This window comes from Kitasatospora sp. NPDC022785 (assembly GCF_055561295.1).
Genome location: NZ_JBVHHB010000007.1, coordinates 122,842 through 148,130, shown reverse-complemented (window position 1 = coordinate 148,130; position 25,289 = coordinate 122,842). Strand labels below are relative to the sequence as shown.

Annotated in this window: 22 protein-coding genes; 7 read left to right on the top strand and 15 right to left on the bottom strand. The window is 73.1% G+C overall.

All coding sequences use genetic code 11. The annotated features are described in order from the left end of the window. Window positions 1-13: 13 nt before the first annotated feature. Window positions 14-838 (top strand): HAD family hydrolase, encoded by an 825-nt coding sequence (locus ACZ3YO_RS14080; protein WP_465569040.1) that lies wholly within the window; start codon window positions 14-16, stop codon window positions 836-838. Window positions 839-843: 5 nt separating this feature from the next. On the opposite strand, the gene ACZ3YO_RS14075 is transcribed toward ACZ3YO_RS14080, so the two are convergent. From ACZ3YO_RS14075 to ACZ3YO_RS14050, 6 genes are all read right to left on the bottom strand, one after another. Beyond that, complete coding sequence (locus ACZ3YO_RS14075) at window positions 844-1,017, bottom strand: hypothetical protein (protein ID WP_465548993.1); 174 nt, start codon at window positions 1,015-1,017, stop codon at window positions 844-846. A 285-nt stretch (window positions 1,018-1,302) separates the two neighbouring features. Next, window positions 1,303-3,114 carry a sensor histidine kinase gene (locus ACZ3YO_RS14070; protein WP_465549199.1) on the bottom strand — a complete coding sequence of 604 codons (1,812 nt, stop codon included), beginning with the start codon at window positions 3,112-3,114 and terminating at the stop codon, window positions 1,303-1,305. Window positions 3,115-3,172: 58 nt separating this feature from the next. Beyond that, a complete protein-coding gene (cydD, locus tag ACZ3YO_RS14065; protein WP_465569037.1) occupies window positions 3,173-6,700 on the bottom strand; it encodes a thiol reductant ABC exporter subunit CydD in 3,528 nt (1,175 codons plus the stop codon). 4 nt (window positions 6,701-6,704) lie between these two features. Continuing rightward, the gene (gene cydB, locus ACZ3YO_RS14060) at window positions 6,705-7,730 is read right to left on the bottom strand and encodes a cytochrome d ubiquinol oxidase subunit II (RefSeq protein ID WP_465569035.1); all 1,026 of its coding nucleotides are present in this window, start codon (window positions 7,728-7,730) and stop codon (window positions 6,705-6,707) included. Window positions 7,731-7,792: 62 nt separating this feature from the next. Then, window positions 7,793-9,337 (bottom strand): cytochrome ubiquinol oxidase subunit I, encoded by a 1,545-nt coding sequence (locus ACZ3YO_RS14055; RefSeq protein WP_465569033.1) that lies wholly within the window; start codon window positions 9,335-9,337, stop codon window positions 7,793-7,795. Between the two features lie 290 nt (window positions 9,338-9,627). Continuing rightward, on the bottom strand, window positions 9,628-10,011 hold the full coding sequence (locus tag ACZ3YO_RS14050; RefSeq protein WP_465549001.1) for a VOC family protein: 384 nt from the start codon (window positions 10,009-10,011) through the stop codon (window positions 9,628-9,630). A gap of 156 nt (window positions 10,012-10,167) precedes the next feature. Here ACZ3YO_RS14050 and ACZ3YO_RS14045 point away from each other — a divergent pair, with 156 nt between their 5' ends. Then, entirely contained in the window at window positions 10,168-10,983 is an 816-nt protein-coding gene (locus tag ACZ3YO_RS14045) for a nucleotidyltransferase domain-containing protein (RefSeq protein WP_465569303.1), read from the top strand. 50 nt (window positions 10,984-11,033) lie between these two features. Here the strand turns inward: ACZ3YO_RS14045 and ACZ3YO_RS14040 are convergent, their stop codons facing one another. Continuing rightward, complete coding sequence (locus tag ACZ3YO_RS14040) at window positions 11,034-12,410, bottom strand: oxygenase MpaB family protein (RefSeq protein ID WP_465569031.1); 1,377 nt, start codon at window positions 12,408-12,410, stop codon at window positions 11,034-11,036. Window positions 12,411-12,516: 106 nt separating this feature from the next. Continuing rightward, a complete protein-coding gene (locus tag ACZ3YO_RS14035) occupies window positions 12,517-13,395 on the bottom strand; it encodes an aldo/keto reductase (protein ID WP_465569029.1) in 879 nt (292 codons plus the stop codon). Between the two features lie 57 nt (window positions 13,396-13,452). Between ACZ3YO_RS14035 and ACZ3YO_RS14030 the strand changes: the two genes are divergently transcribed. Next, complete coding sequence (locus ACZ3YO_RS14030) at window positions 13,453-14,130, top strand: helix-turn-helix transcriptional regulator (RefSeq protein WP_465569027.1); 678 nt, start codon at window positions 13,453-13,455, stop codon at window positions 14,128-14,130. Between the two features lie 282 nt (window positions 14,131-14,412). Here ACZ3YO_RS14030 and ACZ3YO_RS14025 read toward each other — a convergent pair whose 3' ends face one another. From ACZ3YO_RS14025 to ACZ3YO_RS13995, 7 genes are all read right to left on the bottom strand, one after another. Continuing rightward, window positions 14,413-15,342, bottom strand: a complete 930-nt coding sequence (locus ACZ3YO_RS14025) for an LAETG motif-containing sortase-dependent surface protein (RefSeq protein WP_465569026.1) — start codon at window positions 15,340-15,342, stop codon at window positions 14,413-14,415. A 224-nt stretch (window positions 15,343-15,566) separates the two neighbouring features. Next, the gene (locus ACZ3YO_RS14020; protein WP_465569024.1) at window positions 15,567-17,066 is read right to left on the bottom strand and encodes a sensor histidine kinase; all 1,500 of its coding nucleotides are present in this window, start codon (window positions 17,064-17,066) and stop codon (window positions 15,567-15,569) included. Between the two features lie 13 nt (window positions 17,067-17,079). Next, window positions 17,080-17,856 carry a response regulator transcription factor gene (locus ACZ3YO_RS14015; RefSeq protein WP_465569022.1) on the bottom strand — a complete coding sequence of 259 codons (777 nt, stop codon included), beginning with the start codon at window positions 17,854-17,856 and terminating at the stop codon, window positions 17,080-17,082. Window positions 17,857-18,175: 319 nt separating this feature from the next. Further along, complete coding sequence (locus ACZ3YO_RS14010) at window positions 18,176-18,829, bottom strand: hypothetical protein (RefSeq protein WP_465569020.1); 654 nt, start codon at window positions 18,827-18,829, stop codon at window positions 18,176-18,178. Between the two features lie 21 nt (window positions 18,830-18,850). Then, window positions 18,851-20,062, bottom strand: a complete 1,212-nt coding sequence (locus ACZ3YO_RS14005; RefSeq protein WP_465569018.1) for an ABC transporter permease — start codon at window positions 20,060-20,062, stop codon at window positions 18,851-18,853. Beyond that, window positions 20,059-20,877, bottom strand: a complete 819-nt coding sequence (locus ACZ3YO_RS14000; protein WP_465569016.1) for an ABC transporter ATP-binding protein — start codon at window positions 20,875-20,877, stop codon at window positions 20,059-20,061. The genes ACZ3YO_RS14005 and ACZ3YO_RS14000 overlap by 4 nt, the downstream gene beginning before the upstream one ends. Beyond that, entirely contained in the window at window positions 20,874-22,262 is a 1,389-nt protein-coding gene (locus ACZ3YO_RS13995) for an efflux RND transporter periplasmic adaptor subunit (protein ID WP_465569014.1), read from the bottom strand. The genes ACZ3YO_RS14000 and ACZ3YO_RS13995 overlap by 4 nt, the downstream gene beginning before the upstream one ends. 261 nt (window positions 22,263-22,523) lie before the next feature. Here ACZ3YO_RS13995 and ACZ3YO_RS13990 point away from each other — a divergent pair, with 261 nt between their 5' ends. The 4 genes from ACZ3YO_RS13990 to ACZ3YO_RS13975 all read left to right on the top strand — a co-directional run bounded on the left by ACZ3YO_RS13990 (window position 22,524) and on the right by ACZ3YO_RS13975 (window position 25,260). After that, window positions 22,524-22,940 (top strand): SRPBCC family protein, encoded by a 417-nt coding sequence (locus ACZ3YO_RS13990; RefSeq protein ID WP_465569012.1) that lies wholly within the window; start codon window positions 22,524-22,526, stop codon window positions 22,938-22,940. Further along, complete coding sequence (locus ACZ3YO_RS13985; protein WP_465569011.1) at window positions 22,940-23,368, top strand: MarR family winged helix-turn-helix transcriptional regulator; 429 nt, start codon at window positions 22,940-22,942, stop codon at window positions 23,366-23,368. Before ACZ3YO_RS13990 ends, ACZ3YO_RS13985 begins: the two co-directional genes overlap by 1 nt. A gap of 307 nt (window positions 23,369-23,675) precedes the next feature. Beyond that, on the top strand, window positions 23,676-24,344 hold the full coding sequence (locus ACZ3YO_RS13980) for a DUF4097 family beta strand repeat-containing protein (protein ID WP_465569009.1): 669 nt from the start codon (window positions 23,676-23,678) through the stop codon (window positions 24,342-24,344). Window positions 24,345-24,456: 112 nt separating this feature from the next. Continuing rightward, window positions 24,457-25,260: an alpha/beta fold hydrolase gene (locus ACZ3YO_RS13975; RefSeq protein WP_465569007.1), complete on the top strand. Its 804-nt coding sequence runs from the start codon at window positions 24,457-24,459 to the stop codon at window positions 25,258-25,260. Window positions 25,261-25,289 lie beyond the last annotated feature (29 nt).

Below are 25,289 nucleotides of genomic sequence, written 5' to 3'. Positions count from 1 at the left end.
CGAAGATGGACCGGTGACCACACCCCGCACCGCCCCCCGCCTGATCGCCACCGACCTGGACGGCACCCTGCTCTGCTCCGGCGGCACCGTCAGCGAGCGGACCGCCGCCGCCCTCGCCGCGGCCGAGGCGGCCGGCGTGCAGGTGGTGTTCGTCACCGGCCGGCCGCCGCGCTGGATGCAGCAGGTCAGCTCGCACATCGGCGGCCACGGGGTGGCGATCTGCTCGAACGGCGGCGCGGTGGTGGACGTGCGGCGCGGCGAGCTGCTGGAGTCGTTCCCGCTCGACGCCGGGACGGCGCTCGACGTGGTGGCGGCGCTGCGGGCCAAGCTGCCCGGCACCGCGTTCGCCTTCGAGTACTCGGCCGGGTTCGCCCGCGAGCCCCGGTACGAGGTGCCGATGTGGGGCCAGAACGAGGACCACCCGATCGGCCCGGCGGAGGAGCTGCTGGGGGCCGGCGGCCCGGTGCACGGCCTGTTCAAGCTGCTGGCCAAGCACCCGGACCTCGACCCGGACAAGCTGCTCTCCGAGGCCCGCGAGGCGGCCGGCCACCTCGCCGAGATCACCCGCTCCGCGCCGATACCGCTGCTGGAGATCAGCGCGCCCGGCGTCACCAAGGCCAGCACGCTGGCCCGCTGGTGCGCCGGGCGCGGGATCGACCGGAGCGAGGTGGTGGCCTTCGGCGACATGCCGAACGACCTGGAGATGCTGGCCTGGGCCGGCACCGCCTACGCCGTCGCCAACGCGCACCCGCAGGTGCTGGCGGCGGTGCCGCTGCACACCGTGAGCAACGAGCAGGACGGCGTCGCGGCGGTACTGGAGCAGCTGATCGGCCGGTGATCCGGTTACCCGAAACGGCCGTTGACGTAGTCGGAGGTCCGCTGGTCGCGCGGGCTGCCGAACAGCTGCCCGGTCGGGCCGGCCTCGACGATCCGGCCCGGGGTGTCGTGGGTGGCCAGGAAGAACGCGCAGGACTGCGAAACCCGCTGCGCCTGCTGCATGTTGTGGGTGACGATCACGATGGTGAGCCGCCCGCGCAGCTCGGCGATGGTCTCCTCGACTTGCCCCTGCTGCGGTGTGACCGCGGCCCGACGCGTCCACTGCTCCCCCAGTCCGGTACCTCTCCGAGACGGGAGTAAAGCTATGTGTGCACACGAGCGCGCCGGAAGGCGGGAAATGCACAACTTGCTCCGTTGGCCGGGAAGTTCTCCCTCGTTAAACTTTCACCGACTGCACACCAACTGCTCGTCTGCCCCCCCCTCTCCCTTACAGGCGGTTCGAAGACGAGTCGTCGATGACCCGCCCTAGAGGCGGGCCGTCCAACGCACCATCGTCCCCTTCCCGTACGGCCCCGGCTCGTGCCAGGCGTCCCCGCCGAGCACCTCGGCCCGCCGGGTGAGGTTGCGCAGGCCGCTGCGCCGGCCGCCGGGCGGGATGCCGACGCCGTCGTCGGTGACGGTGAGCAGCACTCCGGGGCGCCCGGCGCGGTCCAGCGACTCCGGGTCGCCGCTCACCGGGTGGCCCTCGTCGTCCAGGTGCACGGTCGCGTCGACCTCCACGCCGACCCGCGAGGCCCGGGCGTGGCGGGCCGTGTTGGAGAGCATCTCCCTCAGTGCGGCCAGCAGTTGACGGCTGGTCTTCTCACCGACCAGGCTCTCCACCGGGCCCGTGAACGTCACCGAGGGCTTGAAGCCCAGCGCCGCCGCGGCCTGGCTGCCCTCGCGCAGCACCCTGGTCCGCAGGGTGTCCGGCGCGTCGCCGTGGTTGTCGTGCTGGAGCGCGTAGATGGTGGTGCGGACCTCCTGGATGGTGGCGTCCAGCTCGTCCACCGCATTGCCGATGCCGACCTTCACCTCGGGCACGACGGACCGCCGGGCGGCGCTCTCCAGCATCATCCCGGTGGCGAACAGCCGCTGGATCACCAGGTCGTGGAGGTCACGGGCGATCCGGTCGCGGTCCTGGAAGACGGCGAGCCGCTGCTGGTCCCGCTGGCCCTCGGCGAGCCGCAGGGCGAGCGCGGCCTGCGAGGCGAAGGTCTCGGCGAGCTGCTTCTCCGCGTCGGTGAACGGCAGCGCGCCGCGCGGGCGCCAGACGCAGAGGCCGCCCAGCACCCGGCCGGCGGCGACCATCGGCACCGCCATCGACGGGCCGAAGCTGCGCGCCAGCCGGATCGTCACGGTCGGGTCGCTGGACATGTCGTCCAGGTAGACGCTCTCGCCCCGCAGGAGCCGGGCGGCGAAGCTGTCCTGCGGCAGCAGCTCGCCGCGGACGAACTCGGCCGCCTCGCCGGAGGCGTGGGCGACCCGCATCTGCCCGTCCTCGCCCCCGTCCGCGGTCGGCAGCAGGATCATGCCGAGGGCGGCGTCGGCCAGCTCCCGGACCTGCTCGGCCGCGACGGTCAGCGCGACCTCCGCCTCGTCGGCGGAGAGCAGGGCCGTGGTCACGGCGGACGCACCGGCGATCCAGCGCTCGCGGCGCCGGCCCTCCTCGTAGAGCCGGGAGTTCTCGATCGCGACGCCGGCCGCCGCGGCGAGCGCGTGCACCACCTGCTCGTCCTCGGGGGTGAAGGCGCCGCCGCCCTTCTTCTCGGTGAGGTAGAGGTTGCCGAACACCTCGTCGCGGATCCGGATCGGCTCGCCGAGGAAGGTCCGCATCTCGGGGTGGTGCGCCGGGAACCCGGAGGAGCGGGGGTCGGCGCCGAGTTCGGGGAGGCGCAGCGGCTCGGGCCGGTCGATCAGTGCGCCGAGGATGCCGCGGCCGGCCGGGAGTTCACCGATGGCGGCGGCGGTCGCGTCGTCGATCCCGACGTGGATGAAGTCCGCCAGGCCGTGCCCGCCGGGCGCGATCACCCCGAGCGCCGCGTAGCGGGCGTCGACCAGTTCGGCGGCGCCGGTGGCGATCCGGTGCAGCGTGGCGTGCAGGTCGAGCCCGGCGCCGACCGAGACCACGGCCTCCAGCAGCCGCTGCATCCGGTCGGTGACGGCGGCCGCCGACTGGAGGCGCTCCGCCACCTCGGTGACCAGCGTGTCCAGCCCGAGCGAGGAGATCTCGGGCACCCGGTGGGGCGTCGGGTCCGGTGCCGGGTGGGGTGCGGCGGCGTCGGGCAGGTCGGGCATGGGGTCCATGGGGACGAGCGTAGTTTGTACGGTTTTCTGCCGAAGGACGGCGCGACCGTCAGCGCCCGGCCAGGCTCTCCTCCAGCAGCCCGTCCGCCTCCCGCTCGCGCTCCCGCATCGCCCGCAGCCGGCTGCCGGGCTCGGCCAGCAGCGCCGACCAGGTGCCGCGCTCGGCCACCCGGCCGCCGTCCAGCACCAGCACCTCGTCGACGGTGGTGGCGTCCAGGCCGGCCAGCCGGTGGGTGATCAGCACGGTGGTCCGGCCGGCCGTGGCGGCCAGCAGGTCGGCGGTGAGCGCGTCGGCGGTGGGCAGGTCGAGGTGCTCGGCGGGCTCGTCCAGGACGAGCACGGGGAAGTCGGCCAGCAGTGCGCGGGCGAGCGCGAGCCGCTGGCGCTGGCCGCCGGAGAGCCGGGCGCCGTGCTCGCCGACCATGGTGTCCAGCCCGGCCGGCAGGGTGTCGGTCCAGTCGAGCAGCCGGGCGGCGGCGAGCGCCGCGCGCAACTCGTCCTCGGTGGCGGCGGGCCGGGCGAGGCGCAGGTTCTCCCGGAGCGAGCTGTCGAAGACGTGGGCGTCCTGGGCGCAGAGCCCGATCACCCGGCGGACGTCGTCCCCGGCCAGCTCCCGGCTGTCCACAGCCTGTGGACGGCCGGCGGCGAGGGTGACGCTGCCCGCCGTCTGGTCCAGGAACCGCAGTAGTGCCTGGGCCAGCGTGGTCTTGCCGGAGCCGGACGCGCCGACCACGGCGATCCGGCGGCCGGGGGTGAGGTCGAGGTCGACGCCGGCCAGCGCGTCCACCGCCTGCCCGGGGTGCCGGACGGTCAGGCCGCGCACCGCGATCGGCAGCGGCTGCCCGGGCAGCGCCGCCGGGGCGGCGGGTTCGGCGACGACGGCGGGCGCGTCCAGCACCTCGGCCAGCCGCGCCGCGGCGGCCCTGCTGCGCCGCCGGGCCTGCACCGCGAGCGGCATCCCGGTGACCGCTTCGAAGGCGGCCAGCGGGGTCAGCACGACCACCGCCAGGCAGACCGGAGCCAGCGCTCCGGCCTGCACGCCCTGGATGCCGACGGCCGCCGCGCCGGCCACGGTCAGCCCGGTGAGCAGCGCGATCAGCCCGGTGCCGAGCGCGATGGTGGCGGCCGAGCGGGCGGCCAGCCCGGTCAGCGCGGCGTCGGCGGAGCGGACGGCGGCCAGCCGGCCGGGCAGCGCACCGGCGACGGTCAGCTCGGCCGTCCCGGTGAAGGCGTCGACCACGGCGGTGGCCAGCCGGCCGCGGGCCGGGGCCTGCCGCTGCTCGGCGCCGGCCGACCAGCGGGCGGCGAGTGCGGGCACCAGCGCCCCGGCCAGCAGCAGCCCGAGGCCGAGCACCAGGCCGGCGGCGGGCAGGAAGGCGGCCATCGCGGCGACGGCGGCCAGCGACACCACGGCGGCGACGGCGGCCGGCAGCCGCCAGCGAAGGTAGTGGTCCTGGATGGCGTCGACGTCGGAGACCAGCCGGGAGAGCAGGTCGCCGCGGCGAAAGGCGGGCAGCCCGGCCGGGGCTAGCACGGTCAGTTGGCGGTGGACGGCGGCCCGGAGCGTGCCGAGCGTGCGCAGCACGGCGTCGTGCGAGACCAGCCGCTCGGCGTAGCGGAAGACGCTGCGGCCGATGCCGAAGGCGCGGACCGAGGTGACGGCCATCATCAGGTAGAGGACGGGCGGCATCTGGGAGGCGCGGGAGATGAGGTAGCCGGAGGTGGCCATCAGCGCGACGGCGCAGCCGAGGGCGAGCGCGCCGAGCAGCACGGAGAGCGCCAGCCGGGGCTTCACCGGCTCGGTGCCGGGCCCGTCGGCGCCGGTCTCATCGCCGGCCTCCGCGCCGTCCTCCGCGGCCGGCACCGGCCGGCCGCTGTGCGCGAGCACGGGCCGGCGTGCAGCCGCCGGCAGCCTGGGCCCGGCCAGCCGGACCCGCCGGTCGGCGGCCGCCAGCAGCGCCGGCCGGTGGGCGACCAGCAGCACGGTGCGCGCCGGGTCGGCGGCCAGTGCCCGGACGGCCTCCACGACGGCCGCCTCCGACTCGCCGTCCAGGTGGGCGGTCGGCTCGTCCAGCAGCACCAGCGGACGGTCGTCGGCGAGCAGCACCCGGGCGAGCGCCAGCCGCTGCCGTTGGCCGGCCGACAGCCCGGCGCCGTCCTCGCCGAGCACGGTGGCGAGCCCCTGCGGCAGCCGCCGCACGAAGTCGAGCGCGTGCGCGGCCCGCAGCGCCGTCCGCAGCTCGTCCTCGGCGGCGTCCGGCCGGTAGAGCCGCAGGTTGTCGGCGACGGTGCCGGCGAACAGGCGCGGGTGCTGCGGCACCCAGGCGATCTGCCGCCGCCAGCTCGCCGGCTCCAGCTCGGCCAGGTCGTACGCGCGCCCGTCGGCGGCGGTGACGGTGACGCTGCCGGCGTCCGGCACGGTGAGGCCGAGCAGGACGGCGAGCAGGGTGGACTTGCCGGCCCCGCTGGGGCCGGTGAGCGCGGTGGTCTCCCCCGGGCGCAGCGTCAGCGCGGCGCCGTCCAGCGCGGGCGCGGTCCGGCCGGGGAGCAGCACGGTGAGGCCGGCGGCCTCGACGACGGCGCCGCCGAGGGCGGGCGCGGTGACGGTGCCGGCCTCCGGCAGCGGGGTCTCCAGCACCTGGAAGAGCTCGTCGGCCGCGGTCAGCCCCTCGACGCTGGAGTGGTAGAGCGCGCCGACCTGGCGGATCGGGAAGTACACCTCGGGCGCCAGGATCAGGATCAGCAGCCCGGTCTCCAGGTCGAGCGTGCCGTCCACCAGCCGGAAGCCGATGGAGACCGCGACCAGCGCCACCGAGAGGGTGGAGAGGAGCTCCAGCGCGAAGGAGGAGATGAAGGCGATCCGCAGGGTGCGCAGGGTGGCCCGGCGGTAGTCGGCGGTGATCCGGGCGATGCCGGCGGCCTGGGCGCGGGCCCGGTTGAACACCTTGAGGGTGGGCAGCCCGGCGACCACGTCCAGGAAGTGGTGCGAGAGCCGGGAGAGGGTGGCCCACTGCCGGTCCATCCGGGCCTGGGTGGCCAGGCCGATCAGCACCATGAAGAGCGGGATCAGCGGCAGCGTCCCGGCGATGATCGCGGCCGAGGTGAGGTCGGCGCCGACGATCCGCAGCAGCACGATCACCGGGACGACCACGGCGAGCGCCAGCTGCGGCAGGTAGCGGGCGAAGTAGTCGTCGAGCGCGTCGATGCCGCGGGTCGCGAGGGTGGTGAGTTCGCCGGTGCGCCGGCCCGCCAGGTAGGCCGGGCCGAGCGCGGTGGCGTGGTCGAGCAGCCGGCGCCGCAGGGTGGACTTCACCCGGGCGACGGACCGGTGCGCGGTGAGTTCGGTGAGCCAGCCGACCAGCCCCCGCCCGGCCGCGGTGAGCGCCAGCAGCAGCAGCGGGGTGGTCAGCTCGCCGAGCGTGGCCCCCTGCTGGAAGGCGCGGACCACGATCTCGGCGATCAGGCTCGCCTGGGCGACCACCAGGGCCGCGCCCGCCCCGCCGAGGATCACCGATCCGGCGAGGAAGGCACGGGTGGTGCGGGCGTGGCCGAGGAGGCGGGGGTCGACCGGCTTCACGGCGTCAGGCCTGGTCGAGCGTGGCGGCCGGGTCGTGCCCGGGGATGTGCTGGACACCGATCCGCTTGCGGAACACCCAGTACGTCCAGCCCTGGTAGAGCAGCACGAGCGGGGTGAAGACCGCGGCCACGATGGTCATCAGCTTCAGCGTGTAGGCCGAGGAGGCCGCGTTGCCGACGGTCAGGCTCCACTCGGCGTTCAGGGTGGAGGGCATCACGTCCGGGAAGAGCGACAGGAAGAGCATCGCCACCGCGGCCACGACGGTCGCCCCGGAGAGGAGGAACGCCCAGCCCTCGCGGCCCAGCCGGTTGGCGGCCAGCGCGCCGGCCAGCGCGACGACCGCGGTCACCAGCGCCGCCAGGCTCCAGCCGTTGCCGTTGTCGGTCTGGGTCCAGAGCAGGAAGGCCAGCGCCAGCACCGCCGTCACCAGGCCGAGCCGCAGCGCCGCCGCCCGCGCCCGCTCCCGGATCCCGCCGACCGTCTTGAGCGCGGCGAACAGCGCGCCGTGGAAGGTGAACAGGCTCAGCGTCACCAGACCGCCGAGGAGCGCGTACGGATTGAGCAGGTCCCAGAAGGTGCCGACGTAGTTCTTCTGCGCGTCGATGTCGACGCCGCGGACGATGTTGGCGAAGGCCACGCCCCAGAGGAAGGCCGGGAGCAGCGAGGTCCAGAAGATGGCCTCCTCCCAGTTCCGCTGCCAGCGCGCCTCCGAGCGCTTGGCCCGGTACTCGAAGGCGACTCCGCGGACGATGAGGCAGACCAGGATCACCAGCAGCGGGATGTAGAAGCCGCTGAACAGCGTCGCGTACCAGTCCGGGAAGGCGGCGAAGGTGGCGCCGCCGGCGGTCAGCAGCCAGACCTCGTTGCCGTCCCAGACCGGGCCGATGGTGTTGATCAGGACGCGCCGCTCGGCGGTGTTGCGGGCCAGCGGCTTGGTCAGGATGCCGATGCCGAAGTCGAAGCCCTCAAGGAAGAAGTAGCCGATCCAGAGGACGGCGATCAGGACGAACCAGACGTCGTGGAGTTCCATGGTCAATCGGTCCTATCGATCCTCGGTGGTCCTCAGTGGTTCTCGGTGGTCCGCAGCGGTTCTCAGTACGCGAAGGCGAGCGGCTTGTCGGCGTCGTCGTCCGAGGAGGGGCCGCGCAGCGACGGGTCCTCGGCGGGCGGCTGCTCGGAGGTGACCGGGCCTGCCTTCGCGTACTTGACGAGCAGCCGGACCTCGATGACGGCGAGGACCGCGTACAGCGCGGTGAAGGTGGTCAGCGCGCCGATCTGCATGCCGATGCCGACGTTCGGCGAGACGGCGCTCGCGGTGGTCATCAGGCCGAAGACGGCCCACGGCTGGCGGCCCATCTCGGTGAAGATCCAGCCGAAGCTGTTGGCGATCAGCGGGAACCCCATGGTGAGGATGCCGATCCGCCAGCTCCACTTGGTGAGGAAGGGGCCCAGCTCCCGCTTGGGGGTGAGCATCAGCCTGGGCACCTCGGTGTCGCCGGTGCGGAACTCCGGCGCGAGGAAGCGCCGCTTCCTGGTGGTCCAGAGCCCGATCACGCCGGCCACGAAGGAGGTCATCCCGAAACCGATCATGAGGCGGAAGCCCCAGTAGGTGACGAAGATGCTCGGGATGTAGTCCTTCGGGTCGCCGCCGTACTTGGCGGCCTCCGCGTTGGCGGTGTCGTTGATGCCGGGCACGGAGGAGCTGAAGTCGCTGTTGGCGAGGAAGGACAGTATCCCGGGGATCTCCAGCTCCACCGAGTTGTGGCCCCTGCCGACGTCGCCGACCGCGAAGACGGAGAACGGCGCCGGCGCCCGGGTGTCCCAGAGGGCCTCGGCGGCGGCCATCTTCATCGGCTGCTGGCGGAACATCACCTTGGCGAGCGAGTCGCCGCTGAGCGCGGTGCCGAGGCCGAAGACGACGGCGAGGACGAGGCCGAGGCGGAGCGAGGTCCGCATCACGGCGGTCTTCCTGGGGTCGGCGGTGTCCGGCCGGCGCTTGGCCTTCCAGAGGTGGAAGGAGGCGATGCCGACCATGAAGGCCGCGCCGGTGAGGAAGGCCGCGGTCAGGGTGTGCAGCACGACGGTGACGGTGGTGTCCTGGAACAGCACGCGTGTGATGTCGGTCAGCTGCGCCTTGCCGGTGGCCGGGTCGATCGTGTAGCCGGTCGGGTGCTGCATCCAGGAGTTGGCGGCCAGGATGAAGTAGGCGGAGAGCACGGTGCCGAGCGAGACCATCCACATGCAGGCGCAGTGGAGCTTCCTCGGCAGCTTGTCCCAGCCGAAGATCCAGAGCCCGATGAAGGTCGACTCGAAGAAGAAGGCGATCAGCGCCTCCATCGCGAGCGGGGCGCCGAAGACGTCACCGACGAACCGGGAGTAGTCCGACCAGTTCATGCCGAACTGGAACTCCTGGACGATGCCGGTGACCACGCCCATCGCGATGTTGATCAGGAAGAGCTTCCCCCAGAACTTCGTGGCGTGGAAGTACTTCTCCTTGTTCGTCCGTACCCAGGCGGTCTCCAGCCCGGCCACGATGGCGGCCAGGCTGATGGTGAGCGGGACGAAGAGGAAGTGGTAGACGGTGGTGATGCCGAATTGCCATCGCGCGATGGTCTCGTGAGCGATTGCCAGTTCCACGTCGCCCTCTCTCCAACCGGCCCATAAGGGCATGTTCCGGACAAACTTCATCTATATCCGTAGACCGCTGCACACCAGCGCAAGCTTGTCCGCTTGTGAACGTGAACACGTTCACAAGGTCAGTATCCATCATGCTTACGAGTGGTTTGCAGGCGGGGTGGGATTGACCGGCGGTGCCGTGCGCACAGTCTGCGGAGCCGCCCGTGGGCGCCACAACGAGCGGCCGGGCGAGTGTCGCGGCGATCTTGGACGATCCGGCGCTTGACAGGCGCCGGACCGTCCTCTTGGTACTAGTGGCTGCCGTACGGCCGGGTGATGATCTCCAGACCGTGACCGGCCGGGTCGAGGAAGTACAGCCCCCGACCACCGTGGTGGTGGTTGATCTCGCCGGGCAGCTTCAGCTGCGGGTCGGCGTAGTAGGCGATGCCGTCCGCCTCGATCCGGGCGAAGGCCGCGTCGAACTCCTCGTCCGAGACGAGGAACGCGTAGTGCTGCAGGACGATCGACTCCGCCGGCACCGTCGCGAAATCGAGGGTGACGCCGTTGTCCGTGGCCACGGGGACGAACGGCCCCCACTCCGCCCCGACCTCAAGGCCGAGGATTCCCGCCAGGAACTCGGCGGACTCCCGGTTGTCCCGGGCGTGGACGATCGTGTGATTGAACTGGACTGCCATGCTTCGAATGCCTCCGTAAGGCACTCACGGGCTACCTCCATGCCTCACCCGGACGGTGACCGACACGCGATGCCGTACCACCGATCCTAGAACGGACCCCGGGCTCCCCCGCAAGGGCCGGTTCCGGCCCGTGCCAGACTCCTTCCCGTGCGGACGATGCAGACGATCATCGAGTCGATGGCCGGGCAACTGGCCGGAGTGCCGGGCGTGGTGGGCGTGGCGCTCGGCGGCAGCCGGGCCCGCGGGGAGCACCGGCCGGAGTCGGACTGGGACCTCGGCGTCTACTACCGCGGCGCGCCGGACCTCGACGCGCTGCGCGAGCTCGCCGGCCCCGGCGTCGAGGTGGCCGGCCCCGGCGCGTGGGGGCCGTGGGTCGACGGCGGGGCCTGGCTGGAGGTCGACGGGACGGCGGTGGACTGGATCCTGCGCGACCTCGACCGGGTCGGCCGGGTCTGGACGGACTGCCGCGCCGGCCGCTACGAGGTCGGCATCCAGGCCGGACACCCGCTCGGCTTCTGGTCGCCGTGCTACCCGGGCGAGCTCGCGGTCGGCCGCATCCTGGCCGACCCGAGCGGCGAACTGACAGCACTCCAGGCGGAGTTGGCCGAGTACCCCGAGCCGCTGCGGGCCGCGCTGACCGCGAGCACCTGGGAGGCGGAGTTCCTGCTCGCCGGAGCCGCCAAGGGCGCGGCCCGGGCGGACACGCTGTACGTCGCGCTCTGCCTCTCGCGCGCCGTCGGCATCCTGGTCCAGGCCCTGCACGCGGACGCGCGCCGCTGGTGCCTCAACGAGAAGGGGGCCTTCGACGTCGCCGCGGGCCTGCCCGCCGCCCCGGCCGGCTTCGGGCCGCGCGCCCGCCGCCTGCTCGCCGCCCCGGGCGGCACCCGGGAGGAGCTGACGGCGACCGTCGCCGACGCCCGCACGCTGGTCGCCGACACCGTCGCCGCGCTCCGGGCAGGCCCGGAGGCGTAGCCCCGGTCGGCCCTCCGGCGTCCGGCCTCCCGGCGACGCCCGGACGCGCCCTACGGCCGCCCCAGCAGCTGGGTGCCGGCGGCGGAGGGGCTGCGGGCGGTGAAGTAGTCGGTGAAGCCGCGGAGGAACTCCGCCTCGGTGATGGTGCCGTCCCCGTCCACGTCCAACTGCCGGAAGCCGTGCGAGAGGTCGGCGGGGTGGACTCGGGGGCCGCCGAACACGGCGCGGTACTCGGCGGCGTCGAGGGTGCCGTCGCCGTCGGTGTCGGCGGCGGTGAAGACGGCGCGCAGCGCGGGCAGCAGGCCGCGTTCGAGGTAGTCGGGGTCGCGGTCGCAGCCCGCCAGGGTGGCGGCGACGAACTCGCCCCGGCCGATCCGCCCGTCGCCGTCGGCGTCCATGGTCGAGCGGAGCTGCTCCCACCAGCCGTCGAAGGCGGCGCGGACGCGGCCCTCGGCCTCCTCCGTGAGCTCAAGCTGCCAGCAGACGTTGTGCGCCATGGCCTGGAGGTCGGGTGCGGTGAGGTAGCCGTCGCCGGTCTGGTCGAGGACCTGGTCGAAGAAGCGGTCCAGCCGGGGCGGCCGGGTGTCCCGCCGGGGCGGCCGCCGCCGCTGCGCCGGAACCGGCGGCCGCTGGTAGCGGTAGCGGCGCCGCTCGGGCAGCCTGGTCATCAGCGCCCGCCCGCCGTGGTGCAGCAGCCGGGAGAGCAGGGCCGCGCGGCGGGTGCGGACGAGGCCGAAGCGCTCGCGGTAGACGGCCGGGAGGTCGGCGACGGTGAGGGTGGTGACGACCCGGGCCGCGACCGCCCGCAGCAGCCGCCAGCCGACCGGTCCGAGCCAGTGCAGCCGCCGCGGGCAGGGCGCCTCGTGCAGCATCTCGTACAGCAGGTGGCGGGCCTGGTCGGTGAACTCCAACTGCTCGCGCACCATCGTGCGGAAGTAGCCGGGCAGTTCGGCCGCCGTGCGCGGCAGCGAGCCCTCCGGCAGCCGGAACGCGGCGATGGTCGCCGTGAACTCCCCGTACACCGCCTCCAGTTCGTCCGCCGCATACCGGTCGCCGCTCAGCTCCCTCATGGTGACGACCGATTCGAAGAGGGTGAGCAGCACCCAGGCCCGGGTGGCCGGGTCTTCGGCGTCGTACGGCCGGCCGCCCGGCGCGGTGCCGCGGATGCGCCGGTGGGCCCGGTCGAGGCGCCCGACCTCGCGGTGGAGCGCCTCCTCGTCCGCCTGGAACAGCCGTTGACCGCTGCCCATGGTGTGTTCGACCCGCCGCCACGGGTGGCCGCGGTAGGTGGAGTGCTCGGTCATCCCGGCCGAGACCACCGGGTGGGAGGCCTGGAGGACCAGCAGCCGCCAGGCGACGAGCGCGATCCGCCATTCGCTGAGATCCCGGCGGAAGGAAGCGCTCGGCCCGGACGACGACAGTGGCATGGAAAAGCCCCCGTGATTCTGTGAGTTTCCGCGTCGGCGGCGGCCTTCCCGCTGGTTCGACGGCGAAACTCCGACAGAATTAGACGGATTTACCTACCAGTTGGGGCTACTGACCCTGGGCCAGCCCCGCCAGCTCCACCAGATCCTCCGGCGCCAGCCGCAGCGAGGCCGCGGCCACGTTCTCCTCCAGATGGGCCGGGGAGGAGGTGCCCGGGATGGCCAGGACCGTCGGCGAGACGGAGAGCAGCCAGGCCAGCATCACCTGGGCGCGGGTGGCGCCGTGCCGGTCGGCGACGCGCTGGAGCGCCGGGTGCTCGGGCACACCCGTGCCGCCGAGCGGAAAGAAGGGCACGAAGCCGATGCCCTTGGCCTCGCACGCCGCCAGCACCGCGTCGCCGTGCTCGGTGTCCAGGACGCTGAACTTGTTCTGCACCGCGACCACCGGCGCGATCGCCTCCGCCTCGGCGAGTTGGGCCTCGTTGACGTTGCTGACGCCGAGGTGCCGGATCAGCCCCTCCTCGCGCATCTCGGCGAGCGCGGCGAAGGGCTCGGAGATCGACGACTGGCTGGGCATCCGCCGCAGGTAGACCAGGTCGAGCCGGTCCACCCCCAGCTCGCGGAGGTTGCGGTGGACGGCCTCGCGCAGCTCGGCCGGGCCGGCCGGGTTCATCCAGGTGCCGTCGGGGTGGCGGCCCGGGCCGACCTTGGTGGCGATCACCAGGTTCTCGGGGTACGGGTGCAGGGCCTCGCGGATCAGCGTGTTGGCGAAGAGGTCCTTGTAGAAGTAGAACCAGGCGGTGTCGATGTGGTCGACACCGAGTTCGACCGCCCGGCGCAGCACCGCGCGGCTCTGCTCGGGGTCGCAGGCCGGGCCCTGCCAGTCCCGCATCGGCAGCTTCATCGCGCCGAAGCCCATCCGGGCCACCGACAGGTCGCCACCGAGGAGCAGGGAGCCGGACGCGGTGAGGTGAGGTGAGATCGTCATGGCATCAAGCCTCCGGCCCGCTCGCCAACCGGCCCTCCGATCTGGCAGCTTGCTGCCATGAGTACCGATCGGATCATCACGCTGCACGGCGAGCAGGAGCTCGTCCGGCGCGCCGGCCACCTCTTCGTCGGCTCCCGCGAGGAGTTCCTGGTCGCGGCCGCGGACCTGATGACCTGGTCCACCGGCGTCAACGCCGCCTTCCGCGAGGGCAAGCGGCCGCACATCGTCCCGGGTCTCACCATGCGCAAGATGTACACCCGGCGGGCCCTGGCCGACCCGGAGTCGGAGCGGCGGCTGCTGCGGATCGCCGCCTCCGGCGTCGAGATCCGGATCTGCGACGGGCCGCTGGCCCGCGAGGCGATCATCATCGACCGGCGCACCGCGATCCTGGCCGGCGCCCCGGTGCGCGGGGTCCGGACGTTCACCGTGGTGAGCTCGCCGGAGGTCGTCGACGGCGTGCGCTCGCTGTTCCGTGCCACCTGGGAGGCCGCCACGGACCTCGCCGACTGCGCCCGCCCGCCGGACCTCACCGAGCAGGCCCGCCACATCCTCCGCGCCCTCGCCGCCGGCCACACCGACGAGACCGGCGCCCGGCTGCTCGGCCTCTCGCTGCGCACCTACCGCCGCCGCGTCGCCGAGGTCATGACCGCTCTCGGCGCCACCTCCCGCTTCCAGCTGGGCCTGCTGGCCCAGGGCCTGCCGGACGAGGGGATCGGTCCCGCCGGCCGCCCGTGATCCCCGGACCGATCGCGAAGCCCTTCGCCGGCCCCTCCGGGATCACGGTCTCCTCGCCGTACGGCGTCCGGGCGGAGCGGGCCCCGTGCCATCTGCACCAGGCCGCAGCCGTACGGTCGCACCCGGCCGGGGAACCCGGGGGATGAACAACCTCGGTTCTCCCGATCAGGTGGTTACCGCTGCCACAGGTCCGGATGGAAACGCCGCGGGGGAGGCCGGTGATCCGGCCTCCCCCGCGGGGTCGGGTTCGCGTCCGCCTCCCGATCGGGCGCGAACGGATGGTCAGGCGGGCTGGCCGGCCTTGCGGCGGGAGACGTAGACGGCCGCGGCACCCAGGCTGATGGCGAGCCCGGCACCCAGGGCGAGGTACGGGGTGGCCGGGTTGGAGCCGGTCTCGGCGAGCTCGGCACCCGTCGCGGTCGACGCGGTGGTCGAGGACGTGGTCGAGGACGTGGTCGAGGTGGTGGTCTTGGCGCCGGTCTTCGCGGCGGTCGTCGTGGTCGACGACGCGGTGCCGGCGGTCCCGGCCGTGGTGACGGCCGTGGTGTCGGCGACCTGGGTGACGGCGGCGGGCTGCTGGGCGGCGGGGGCCGGGTCGGCGACCTTGGCGGGCTGCTGCGCGGCGGCGGCCTTGGCGTCGGCGAGGGCCTTGTCGGCGGTGGCCTTGGCGGCTGCGGCGGCCTTCTTGGCCTCGCCCAGCGTGTACAGCTTCCGCAATTCGGCGACCCTGGCGTCGTCGAGCTCCTTGCGCGCTGCCTGGCTCGCGGCATCCGCGGCGGTCTTCGCGGTGGCGGCGGCCTTGGCCGCCTCGGTGGCCTTGTGCAGGCGGGTCAGGATGGCGACCCGCTCGTCGTCCGAGGCGGCCGGGTCGTCGAGCTTGGAGGTGGCGGCCGTGGCGTCGGCAAGTTCCTTGTCGGCGGCGGCCTTGACCGCTGCGGCCTCCTTGGCGGCGGCACGCGCGGCCTCCTCCTTGCCGAGGTAGGGCTGCGAGTCGTTCATGAAGGCCTCGACCCTGGCCTGCTGCGCGGCCTCGGCGGCGGCGGCCGTGTCGTACGCCTTGGCGGCGTCGGCGGCGGCCTGCTCCAGGGCGGCGATGGACACGTCCTGGGCCTGGGCCGACGCCGCGAAGGCGGGTGCCGCGGAGAACACGGCGGCGGGCGAGATCACTGCGGCGACCATGGCAGCCGAGACCAGGGTACGGCGGAGGTTCACGGGGATCCCTTTCGGATCGTGGAACAGCAAAAGCCGTTGTGAGAACGGTGGTTACCGCTCAGCGGCTTGATCATATGCAGACGGATCCCGTACGCTCCATGCCGACTTCCGGCAAGGAGAACGGCCTCCGGACTTCCCGATCCGTGACGGGACCGACGACCTGCCTGCCGGTCATGCCCGGCCCCTCCGCGCAGGACCGCTGCCCGGCCCCTCCGCGCGGCCCCTCAGCGCTGGTGCGGAAGCTCCACGCGGAAGGTCGCGCCGGTGCCGGGGGCGGTGTGGAGGGTGAGGGTGCCGCCGTGGGCGTGGGTGAGGGCGGTGGCGATGGCGAGGCCGAGGCCGGCGCCGCCGCCGTCGTGGCGGCTGCGGGAGGCGTCGACGCGGTAGAAGCGGTGGAAGACCAGGGCGGCCTGGTCGGCGGTGAGGCCGGGGCCGGAGTCGGCGACCTCCAGGAGGCAGAGCCCGCCCGCGGTGCCGACGCCGATCCGCACCGGGGTGCCTGGCGGGGTGTGCTTGACGGCGTTGCCGACCAGGTTGGTGACCACCTGCCGCAGCCGGGCCTCGTCGCCGAGCACGGGCGCCGGGCCGGGGGCGCCGGTGCCGGCCGGGCCGGTGAGGGCGACCGGGCGGGACGGGTCGAGGGCGGTGAGGTCGTGCAGGGCGTCCGCGGCGAGGGTGCGCAGGTCCATCGGGGCGAGGTCGAGCGGGCGTTCCTCGTCGAGCCGGGCGAGCACCAGCAGGTCCTCGACCAGGGTGCCCATCCGGACGGCCTCGTTCTCGATCCGGAACATGGTCCGCTTGACGTCGGCGTCGGTGGGCAGCGCGCCCATCCGGTACAGCTCGGCGAAGCCGCGGATGCCGGCGAGCGGGGTGCGCAGCTCGTGCGAGGCGTCGGCGACGAACCGCCGCATCCGGGCCTCGGACTCGGCGCGGGCGGCGAACGCGGCCTCGATCTGGGTGAGCATGCCGTTGAGCGCGATGGAGAGCCGGCCGACCTCGGTGCGCGGCGGGAGCGCGGGCATGCGGTGGGAGAGCTCGCCGGAGGCGATCAGTTCGGCGCCCTCCTCGATCCGGCGCAGCGGCCGCAGACCGGCCCTGACGGCGAAGAAGCCGAGCGCCCCGATCAGGACCAGCACCGCGCCGCCGATCGCCAGGAACGCGGCGCGCAGCCGGCCGACGGTGGCGTCGATGTCCTCGCGGGAGACGGCGACCATCAGGTACGAGGCGGTGGGGGTCGGCGCGGCGAAGGCGCTGGCGGGGGCCGGGGGCCGTTGGAGCGGCAGGACCAGCGCCCGCCAGGTGCGGTTGCCGCGCTGGTCGGGCAGGTCGAAGGGGGTGTCGGCGGTGGTGGCGGCCGGGTCGAGGCCGGTCAGCTGGGGCGCGGGGTCGTTCTCGGAGACGGGTTGGCGGACGACCTGCTGCACCTTGCCGTCGGCCGAGAGGTACTGGACGAAGTACTGGCTGGGCAGAGCCGCCAGGTAGTTGGGGGCGCCCCGCTTGCCGGTGACCGCCGGCTGCCTGTTCTCGGGCCAGGTGACCCGCCCGGGGGCGCGCTTCGACAGCGGCTCGGCGAAGCGCTGGAGCTGTTCGTCGAGCCGCTGCACCAACTGCACCCGGACGGTGCCGAGCACGACGGTGTCGCTGACGGCGAGCCCGGTGGTGACCAGGGCGAGCACCAGGACGAGCAGCCGGGCGCGCAGGGACAGCCGGGTGAGCATCGGCATCGGGGCGGGGCCGTCAGTTCTGCGGGGGTCGGCGCATCGCGTAGCCGATGCCGCGCACGGTGTGGATGAGCTTGGGGCCGGTTGCGGGGCCGGAGTCGAGCTTGCGGCGCAGGTAGGAGATGTAGGACTCGACGATGGAGAGGTCGCCGCCGAAGTCGTACGCCCAGACGTGGTCGAGGATCTGCGCCTTGGAGACCACCCGGCCGACGTTGGCCATCAGGTAGTGCAGCAGCTTGAACTCGGTGGGCGAGAGCGCGACCGGGGTGCCGCCGCGGGTGACCTCGTGGGCCACCGGGTCGAGGGTGAGGTCGGCGACGACCAGCCGGCCGTCCTCGGCGGGTCCGCCGGCCCGGCGCAGGATGGCCCGGATCCGGGCGATCAGCTCCTCCAGGCTGAACGGCTTGGTGACGTAGTCGTCGGCGCCGGCCGCCAGGCCCTGGACCTTGTCGCCGACTCCGTCCTTGGCGGTGAGGAAGAGCACCGGCAGGTGGTCGCCGGGGTGGCCGTGGGCGGGGCCGGCGATCTGGCCGCGGCTGGTCTGCTCGCGCAGCCGCTCGACCACGGTGAAGCCGTCGAGGTCGGGGAGCATGACGTCGAGGACGACCAGGTCCGGGCGCTCGACGGCGATCAGTTCGAGCGCCTCGGTGCCGCTGGCGGCGGAGGCGACCCGGAAGCCGGAGAACCGCAGCGAGGCGGAGAGCAGCTCGCGGATGTTGGGTTCGTCGTCGACGACGAGGAGGAACGCCTCGCCCGGGCCGCCGGCCACCGCGGAGGTTCCTGGTGTGGACACAGTGCCTTGCACGGGGGTTCCGCCTCCCGGTCGGACGATGACGTTCAGCTTGAGGCTAGCCCGGGGAGGCTATGCGCCATCGATGAATGTTGGATTAACACCTTATCGGGCGGATTTGGGCCAACGGGCCCGCAGGGCCGGGCTGGGTGGTGTGCGCACAGGCCGGGACGCGGAAAGCGCGCAGCCTCGACGGGCCCGGGGGCGGCCCTGCTGGCCGCCCGGAAGGCGCGCCACGAGGCGCACCCGGACCGGGAAAAACGCGCGGCCCGGCCGCCGGAGGTGTTCGGCCGGGCCGCGCGGACGTCCGGAGACTGCGGGGTCAGCCGCCGGACGATCCTCGGGTGCCACCTCCGCCGCCGAAGCCCCCACCAGCGCCGCCGCCGAAGCCGCCCGCCCCGCCGAAGCCGGTCGCGCCCTCGACGAGCTGGGTGGCGTTGTAGCCGCCGTCGGCACCCGGGGTGCCGACCACGGTGACGCTCTGGCCGGGCTGCAGGTCGGTGACCTTGCCCTCCTTGTTGAGCTGGACCTTGGTGGCGTCGCCGGTGGTCACCTTGACGGTGTTGCCGTTGGCGTCGGTCAGGTAGACGGTGGTGCCGTCGACGGCCTTGACCGTGCCGCGGGTGAACCCGCCCTGGCCCTGACCGCCCTGGCCCTGGCCCTGCCCGCCGTTGCGGCGGCCGCCGTTCTGCCCGGTGCCCGCCGTGCCCCCGGACGCCCCCGGACGCTGCTGCCCGCCCGCGGCCACCGCCTTGCCGGAGCCGCCGGACCCGTGGCCCTGCTGGTACCAGACGCCGCCGGCGAACGCCGCCGTGGCGATCACCGCGCCCGCCAGCGCGAGGGTCAGCCAGGGCAGCTTCCGGCGCGGCGGCGCGGCCAGCTCGGCGGTGACGTCCCGGGCGTCCGGCGGGGTGGCGAGCAGGACGACCTGCTCGGCGGGGGTGCCCGGGGTCACCGGGGCGATCTCGTTGCTCATGGGTGTCACGTCCTACTCGTGCTACTCGTGGCGGAGGGCGTCGATCGGGCGCAGCGAGGCGGCCCGGTTGGCGGGGTAGCTGCCGAAGAACAGCCCGATGGCGACGGCGATGCCGAACGCGCCGAGCACCGACTCGGGGATCACCACCGGCTTGATGCCGACGATGCTGAAGTGCGAGCCGGCGATCCCGGCCAGCACGCCGAGCCCGGCGCCGATCACCGAGAGCAGGGTGGACTCGGTGAGGAACTGCCCGAGGATCACCCCGCGCGGCGCGCCGAGCGCCTTGCGGATGCCGATCTCCCTGGTCCGCTCGGTGACGGTGACCAGCATGATGTTGGTGATGCCGATCCCGCCGACCAGCAGCGAGATCGCGGCCACCGCGCCGAGCAGCACGGTGAAGGTCTTGGTGGTCGACTCCCGCGCGGTGAGCAGCGAGGCCTGGTTGCCGATCCGGAAGTCCGCCTTGCTCGGGTCGGCGATCGCGTGGGTGCCGAGCAGCACCCGGGTGATCTCGGCCTGGGCGGCGGTGGTGCTGTCGGCGGAGGTGGCCTGCACCAGGATCTGGCTGACCGGGCCGAAGCCGGTGAAGGCGTTCTGCACGGTCGGCAGCGGCGCGATCACCACGTCGTCCGGGTCGGTGAAGCCGGTGCCGCCCTTGGCCTGGAGCACGCCGACCACGGTGAACGGCGTGCCGCCGACGGTGATCTGCTTGCCGACCGGGTCGGCGGCGGCGAACAGCTGCTTGGCGGTGGTGGCGCCGAGCACCGCGACCTTGCGGGAGCCGAGCACGTCGTCGGCGGTGAAGTACTCGCCGTGGCCGACCTTCTGGTTGGCGGTCTCGAAGTACGCGGGGTAGGTGCCGACGATCGAGCCGGGGCTGTACGAGATGTCCCCGTACAGCGCGGTGCCGCTGGTGGTGACCACCGGCGCGACGGACTTGATCGCGGTCGACTCCGTGTCGCTCGCCAGGGCCTTGGCGTCGGCGACCGTGAGCTTCTTCGCGGTGGACGCGGTGCGCGAGCCGCCGAAGGACGAACCGGCGCTGACCGTCAGCGAGTTGGTGCCGAGCGAGGTGATCGACTCCTTGACCGCCACCGAGGAGCCGTTGCCGACGGCGAGCAGCAGGATCACCGAGGCGACGCCGATCAGCACGCCGAGCATGGTGAGGACGGAGCGCACCTTGTTGGCGGCCAGGCCGCCGACGGCGAAGCGGAGCATCTGCCAGAGGATCACGCGAGCACCCCCTGGACTCCTGCGGCCGGCCGCAGCGCGGGCGGCGGACCGTCCACCGGGGCCTGCCGGACGTCACTGATGATCGCGCCGTCGACCAGCCGGATCACCCGCTTCGCGTGCAGCGCGACCTCGTCCTCGTGGGTGATCAGGACGACCGTGCGGCCGGTCGCGTTGAGGCCGTCGATGATGGCCAGCACCTCGTCGGTGGAGCGGCTGTCCAGGTTGCCGGTGGGCTCGTCGGCGAGCAGCATCGCCGGGGCGGTGACCAGCGCCCGGGCCACCGCGACGCGCTGCTGCTGGCCGCCGGAGAGCTCGTTGGGCTTGTGCCCGGAGCGTTCGGCGAGGCCGACCAGCGACAGCGCGGCCAGCGCCCGGCGGCGCCGCTCGGCGGCCCGCACACCCGCGTAGGCGAGCGGCAGTTCGACCTGGGCGAGCGCGGTGGTGCGGGGGACGAGGTTGAAGGACTGGAAGATGAAGCCGATCTTGCGGTTGCGGACCAGCGAGAGCTGCTGCTCGTCCAGGTGGCCGACGTCGATGCCGTCCAGCAGGTAGCGGCCGGCGGTGGGCACGTCCAGGCAGCCGAGGATGTTCATCAGGGTGGACTTGCCGGAGCCCGAACTGCCCATCACCGCGACGAAGTCGCCCTGTTCGATGTCCAGGTTGACGCCCTGCGGCTCGCCGGTGGCAGGGTCGGAGGGGCCGCGCAGCGCGTGCACGGTGGCGTCGCCGTGGCCGTAGGCCTTGGTGAGCCGGCGGATCTGGATGACCGGTGGTGGTTCTGAGGGCACCCGCTTGTCGATGACGTGACGCATCATCCGCGGTTACCGCCTCGGCCCGCGCCGCCGGTGCTGCCGCCGACCCCGGCCACGCCCGCGCCTGCTCCGCCGCGGCCGCCCTGGCCGCCGTTCGCGCCCGGGAAGGAGCCGTTCGGGAAGCCGTTGCTGCCGCTGGTGGTGGCGAGTTCGACCTTGTCGCCCTCCTGCAGCCCCGAGACCACCTGCACGGTGGTGTCACCTTCGACGCCCACACCGACGGTGACCCGCTCGGTGGCCCCGTCCGGGTGGACGACGGTCGCCGTCCGCTCCGCGCCGGTGCCGGCCAGGGCCGCGGTGGGCAGCGAGAGCGCGTTGTCGGCCTCGCCGGTGACCACCGAGACGGTCGCACTGAGGCCCGTCCGCAGCTTGCTGGTGTCCCCGGTGATCTGCAGCGTCGCCGCGTACTGCACGGCGGTCGCGCCGCCGGTGCCGCCGCTGCTCGCGGGCAGCGAACTGACCGAGAGGACGGTGGCGTTGAGCTTGGTGTCGGACTGCGCGTTAAGAGTGACGGTGGCCGCCTCGCCCTTCTTCAGCTTGAGCGAGTCCAGCTCGGAGAAGTTGGCGCTGACCTGCATCCCGGTCGGGTTGGTCAGCACGATGAAACCGCTCGGGGTGGCGGAGGTCGCCGCCGTCCCGCTGGACTTGCCCGTGGAGGAGCCGCTCGCGGTGCCCCCGCCGAGGGTGTCGCCCACCTTGCCCGTGATCGACGCGACCGTGCCGTCCACCGAGGCGGTGAGCGTCGTCCCGGCCAGCGCCGCCTGGGCGTTGGCGAGGTTGGTCCGCGCGGTGGCGACCTGCTGCTGCGCCTGGGCGACCGCCGCCTCGTCCACCTTGGTGGTGGTGATCGTGGTGGTCTGCGGAGCGGGCGTACTGCTCACGCCCGCTCCGCGCTCCCCACCACCCGCGGCGCCGCCGCTGCCGGCGTTGCCGCTGCCGCCGCCACCGCTGGACGGCTGCGCGGTGCCCGGGATCTGCTGGGTCGTCGTGGTGGTGACCCCGGCCTGGGCCTTGGTGAGGTTGGCGTTCGCCGTGGTCAGCGCCGTCTGGGCCGCGTCCACCTGCTGCTGGGCGGCCGTCGTGTCGACGGTGGCCAGCACCTGGCCCTTCTTGACGGCGTCGCCGACCGCGACCTTGACGGCGGTCAGCTTGCCGCCGGTGGTGAAGTCCTGGGCCGCGTCGGTGGGCGAGGTCAGGGTGCCTGTTCCGGACACGGTGGCCAGGACCGTGCCCTTGGCCACGGTCGCCGTCCGGACCTGCGCCTTTCCGGCCGGCGTGCTGGTACCGCTGTCCAGGGTGGTGTACGCCAGGGCCGCGGCGCCCACCAGGGCCACGCCGAGCGCGGAGTTGACGAGGACGGCACCACGCCGTCGCGGGAACACCTTCATGCCGCACAGCTTCGCGGGGCGCTCTTGCGGAGCCCTGGGCGCGAGCTGGGAGAACGCTGACCGTCCGAATCCGGGCATTGCGGGGCAGGCCACCCTGCCCGGGCAGTCGCTTTGGCCACCGCCTGGCCGGCCGTTGACCGGATTCCCAGCAGACTCCCAGCCGTCCCCAGGCATCCGGGAGGGCGCGCACCGCTCACCACTCGACAGATAGTCGTCGCGCAGATAATCTATGGATACATCATCTGGTCGGAGGAGGCCCCCATGTGGGAGTACGAGCACACCATCGAAACCAGCGCCACCCCTTCGGCGATCTGGCGGCTCTGGGCCGATGTCGAGAACTGGGGCGCCTGGAACGCCGAGATCGAGAAGATCGAGATCAGCGGCCCGTTCGCGACGGACAGCCGGATCACGATGACGCCCCCCGGTGACGACCCCGTCCTGCTGCGCATCGCCGAGGCGGTCGAGAACGAACTCTTCGTCGACGAGGCCGTCTTCGGCGACCTGCTGCTGCGCACCACCCACCGGATCGACCGGATCGACGGTGAGCGGATCCGCGTGGTGTACCGGATGGAGATCACCGGCGCCGGGGCCGACGAGGCCGGCCCCCGGATCGGCCCGGGCATCACCGCCGACTGGCCCGACACCATGGCCTCGCTGGCCGAACTGGCGCTGCGCTGATGCCCCTCAGCCCCGGCGAGAGCCCCGGGTTCCTGCTCTGGCACGCCACCCTTCGCTGGCAGCGCGAGATCGCCGCGGCCCTGGCCCCCCTCGGCCTCACCCACGTGCAGTTCGTGCTGCTCGCCTGCACCTGGTGGCTCAACACCCAGGGCGAGCACCCCAATCAGCTGGCGGTCGCCCGCCAGGCCGGCACCGACGTCAAGATGACCTCCCAGGTCCTGCGCACCCTGGAAGGCAAGGGCCTCATCGAGCGCGAGGTCGACCCGGCCGACACCCGTGCCAAGCGCCTGCGCGTCACCGACACCGGCGCCGAGCTGGCCCCCCGCGCGATCGCCGCCGTCGAGCTCGCCGACGCGCACTTCTTCCAGCCGGTGCCCCTCGACGACGCGATCTCCCTCCTCGGCCGCCTGGCCCACCCCCAGGCCTGAGACACCCCGCAGGCCACCGGCCCCGGAGTGGAAAGTCAGCCCCTCCGACTTCCCACTCCGGGGCCGGCCGCGCTCCACGAGCCCGAGGCGGCGTGGCGGTGCCCCAGGAGGGGCTCCAGCGTAGCGTTCACCCTCAATTCATTGCAACGAACAGGTGGTCGCCGTTGCATTATCTGCAGTCCTATTGCAACAATATTCGTGCTCTGACCTGCATTGATGCTGATTGTGCGCAACAAGCTTGTTGCCTGATGCTCGAACGCAACGTAGCTTTTGCGAAGTCAGAAACAACGAGTGCAGGAGAGACACCATGCAGAAGTTCGCCACCGCCGCCCCGATCGCCGCCGTCCTGGACATCCCCGCCGGACGCATCCGCCTCATCGCCGCCGACCGGGCCGACACCAACGTCGAGATCCTCCCCGCCAACCCCGCCAAGAGCCGCGACGTGAAGGCGGCCGAGCAGATGACCGTCGACTACCGCGACGGCGTCCTGCGGATCGAGGCCCCCGCGGCCAAGAACCGGATCCTCGGCAACTCCGGAGCCGTCGAGGTCACCATCCAGCTGCCCGCCGGCTCCCGCGTCGAGGCGAAGACCGCCACCGCCGAACTCCGCGGCGTCGGCCGCCTCGGCGACGTCACCTACGCCAGCGCCCAGGGCACGGTCAAGCTCGACGAGACCGCCAACGCCACCCTGACCCTCCAGGACGGCGACATCACGGTCGGCCGCCTCGCCGGCCCCGCCCGCATCACCACCCAGCGAGGCGACATCGACATCACCGAGGCCATCCACGGCACCGTCGAACTGGGCACCCAGGCCGGTGACATCACCGTCGGCGCCGCCCGCGGCGTCTCCGCCTCCCTGGACGCCGGCACCGCCCACGGCCGCATCCACAACGCGCTCAAGAACACCGACGGCACCCCCGGCCTCACCATCCACGCGACCACCTCCTACGGCGACATCAGCGCCCGCAGCATCTGACGGCCGGCCCGAAAAGGCCGACGAGACCGTCGAGTTGCATGGCCGCACTTCCTACCGCGACATCACCATCGACCGCCACTGATCCATCTCCGGCCCTGGAAGAAGGCACATCATGACCAGCAAGCAGTCCGCCTGGACCGGCATGGTGGCGATCGATGACACCGCACTGGCCGTCACCGACACCGGCGGGCCCGGCCGTCCCGTGGTCTACCTCAATGGCTCCTACGCCGACCAGTCGCACTGGCGGCGCGTCATCACCGACCTCGGCGGCGACTACCGGCACATCACCTACGACGAGCGCGCCCGCGGCAAGTCGAAGCGCGCCACGGACTACTCGTTCGAGGCATGCCTGCGCGACCTCGACGCCGTCCTCGGCGCCAGGGGCGTGGACCGGCCGATCCTGGTGGGCTGGTCGTACGGCGCCATGCTCGCCATGCACTGGGCCGCCCGAAACCCGGACCGCGCCCTGGGGGCGGTGTCCGTGGACGGCGCCCTGCCGCACGAGTGGCTCGACGACGCCGCCCGGGAGCAGATCCGCAAGCTGTTCCGCCGGATGAGCCCGCTGTTCCCGATCGCCCGCCCGCTCGGCCTGGCCGCGCGGATGAGCGCCGCGCAACACGCCGAGATCAACATCGAGGCCAACGAGCTCTGCGCGCCCGCCGCCCTCGACCCGGTCTTCGACCGTCTGACCGTACCCACCCGGTACGTGCTCGCCACCGGCGGCAACCTGGGCGGCGACCCGAAGCTGATGGAACAGATCCGCGCCAACCTCGACCCGGTGGTCGCCCGCCACCCGAACATCCGGGTCAGCGCGAAGGTCGCGAGCAACCACTCCAAGATCCTGCGCAACGACTTCCGAGCCGTCGCCGACGCGGTTCGGGAGCTCGCCGCCACCCGGGTCCACCAGGTCGCCTGAGCCGCGGAGGCGCCGTCCTTGCCGGTGCT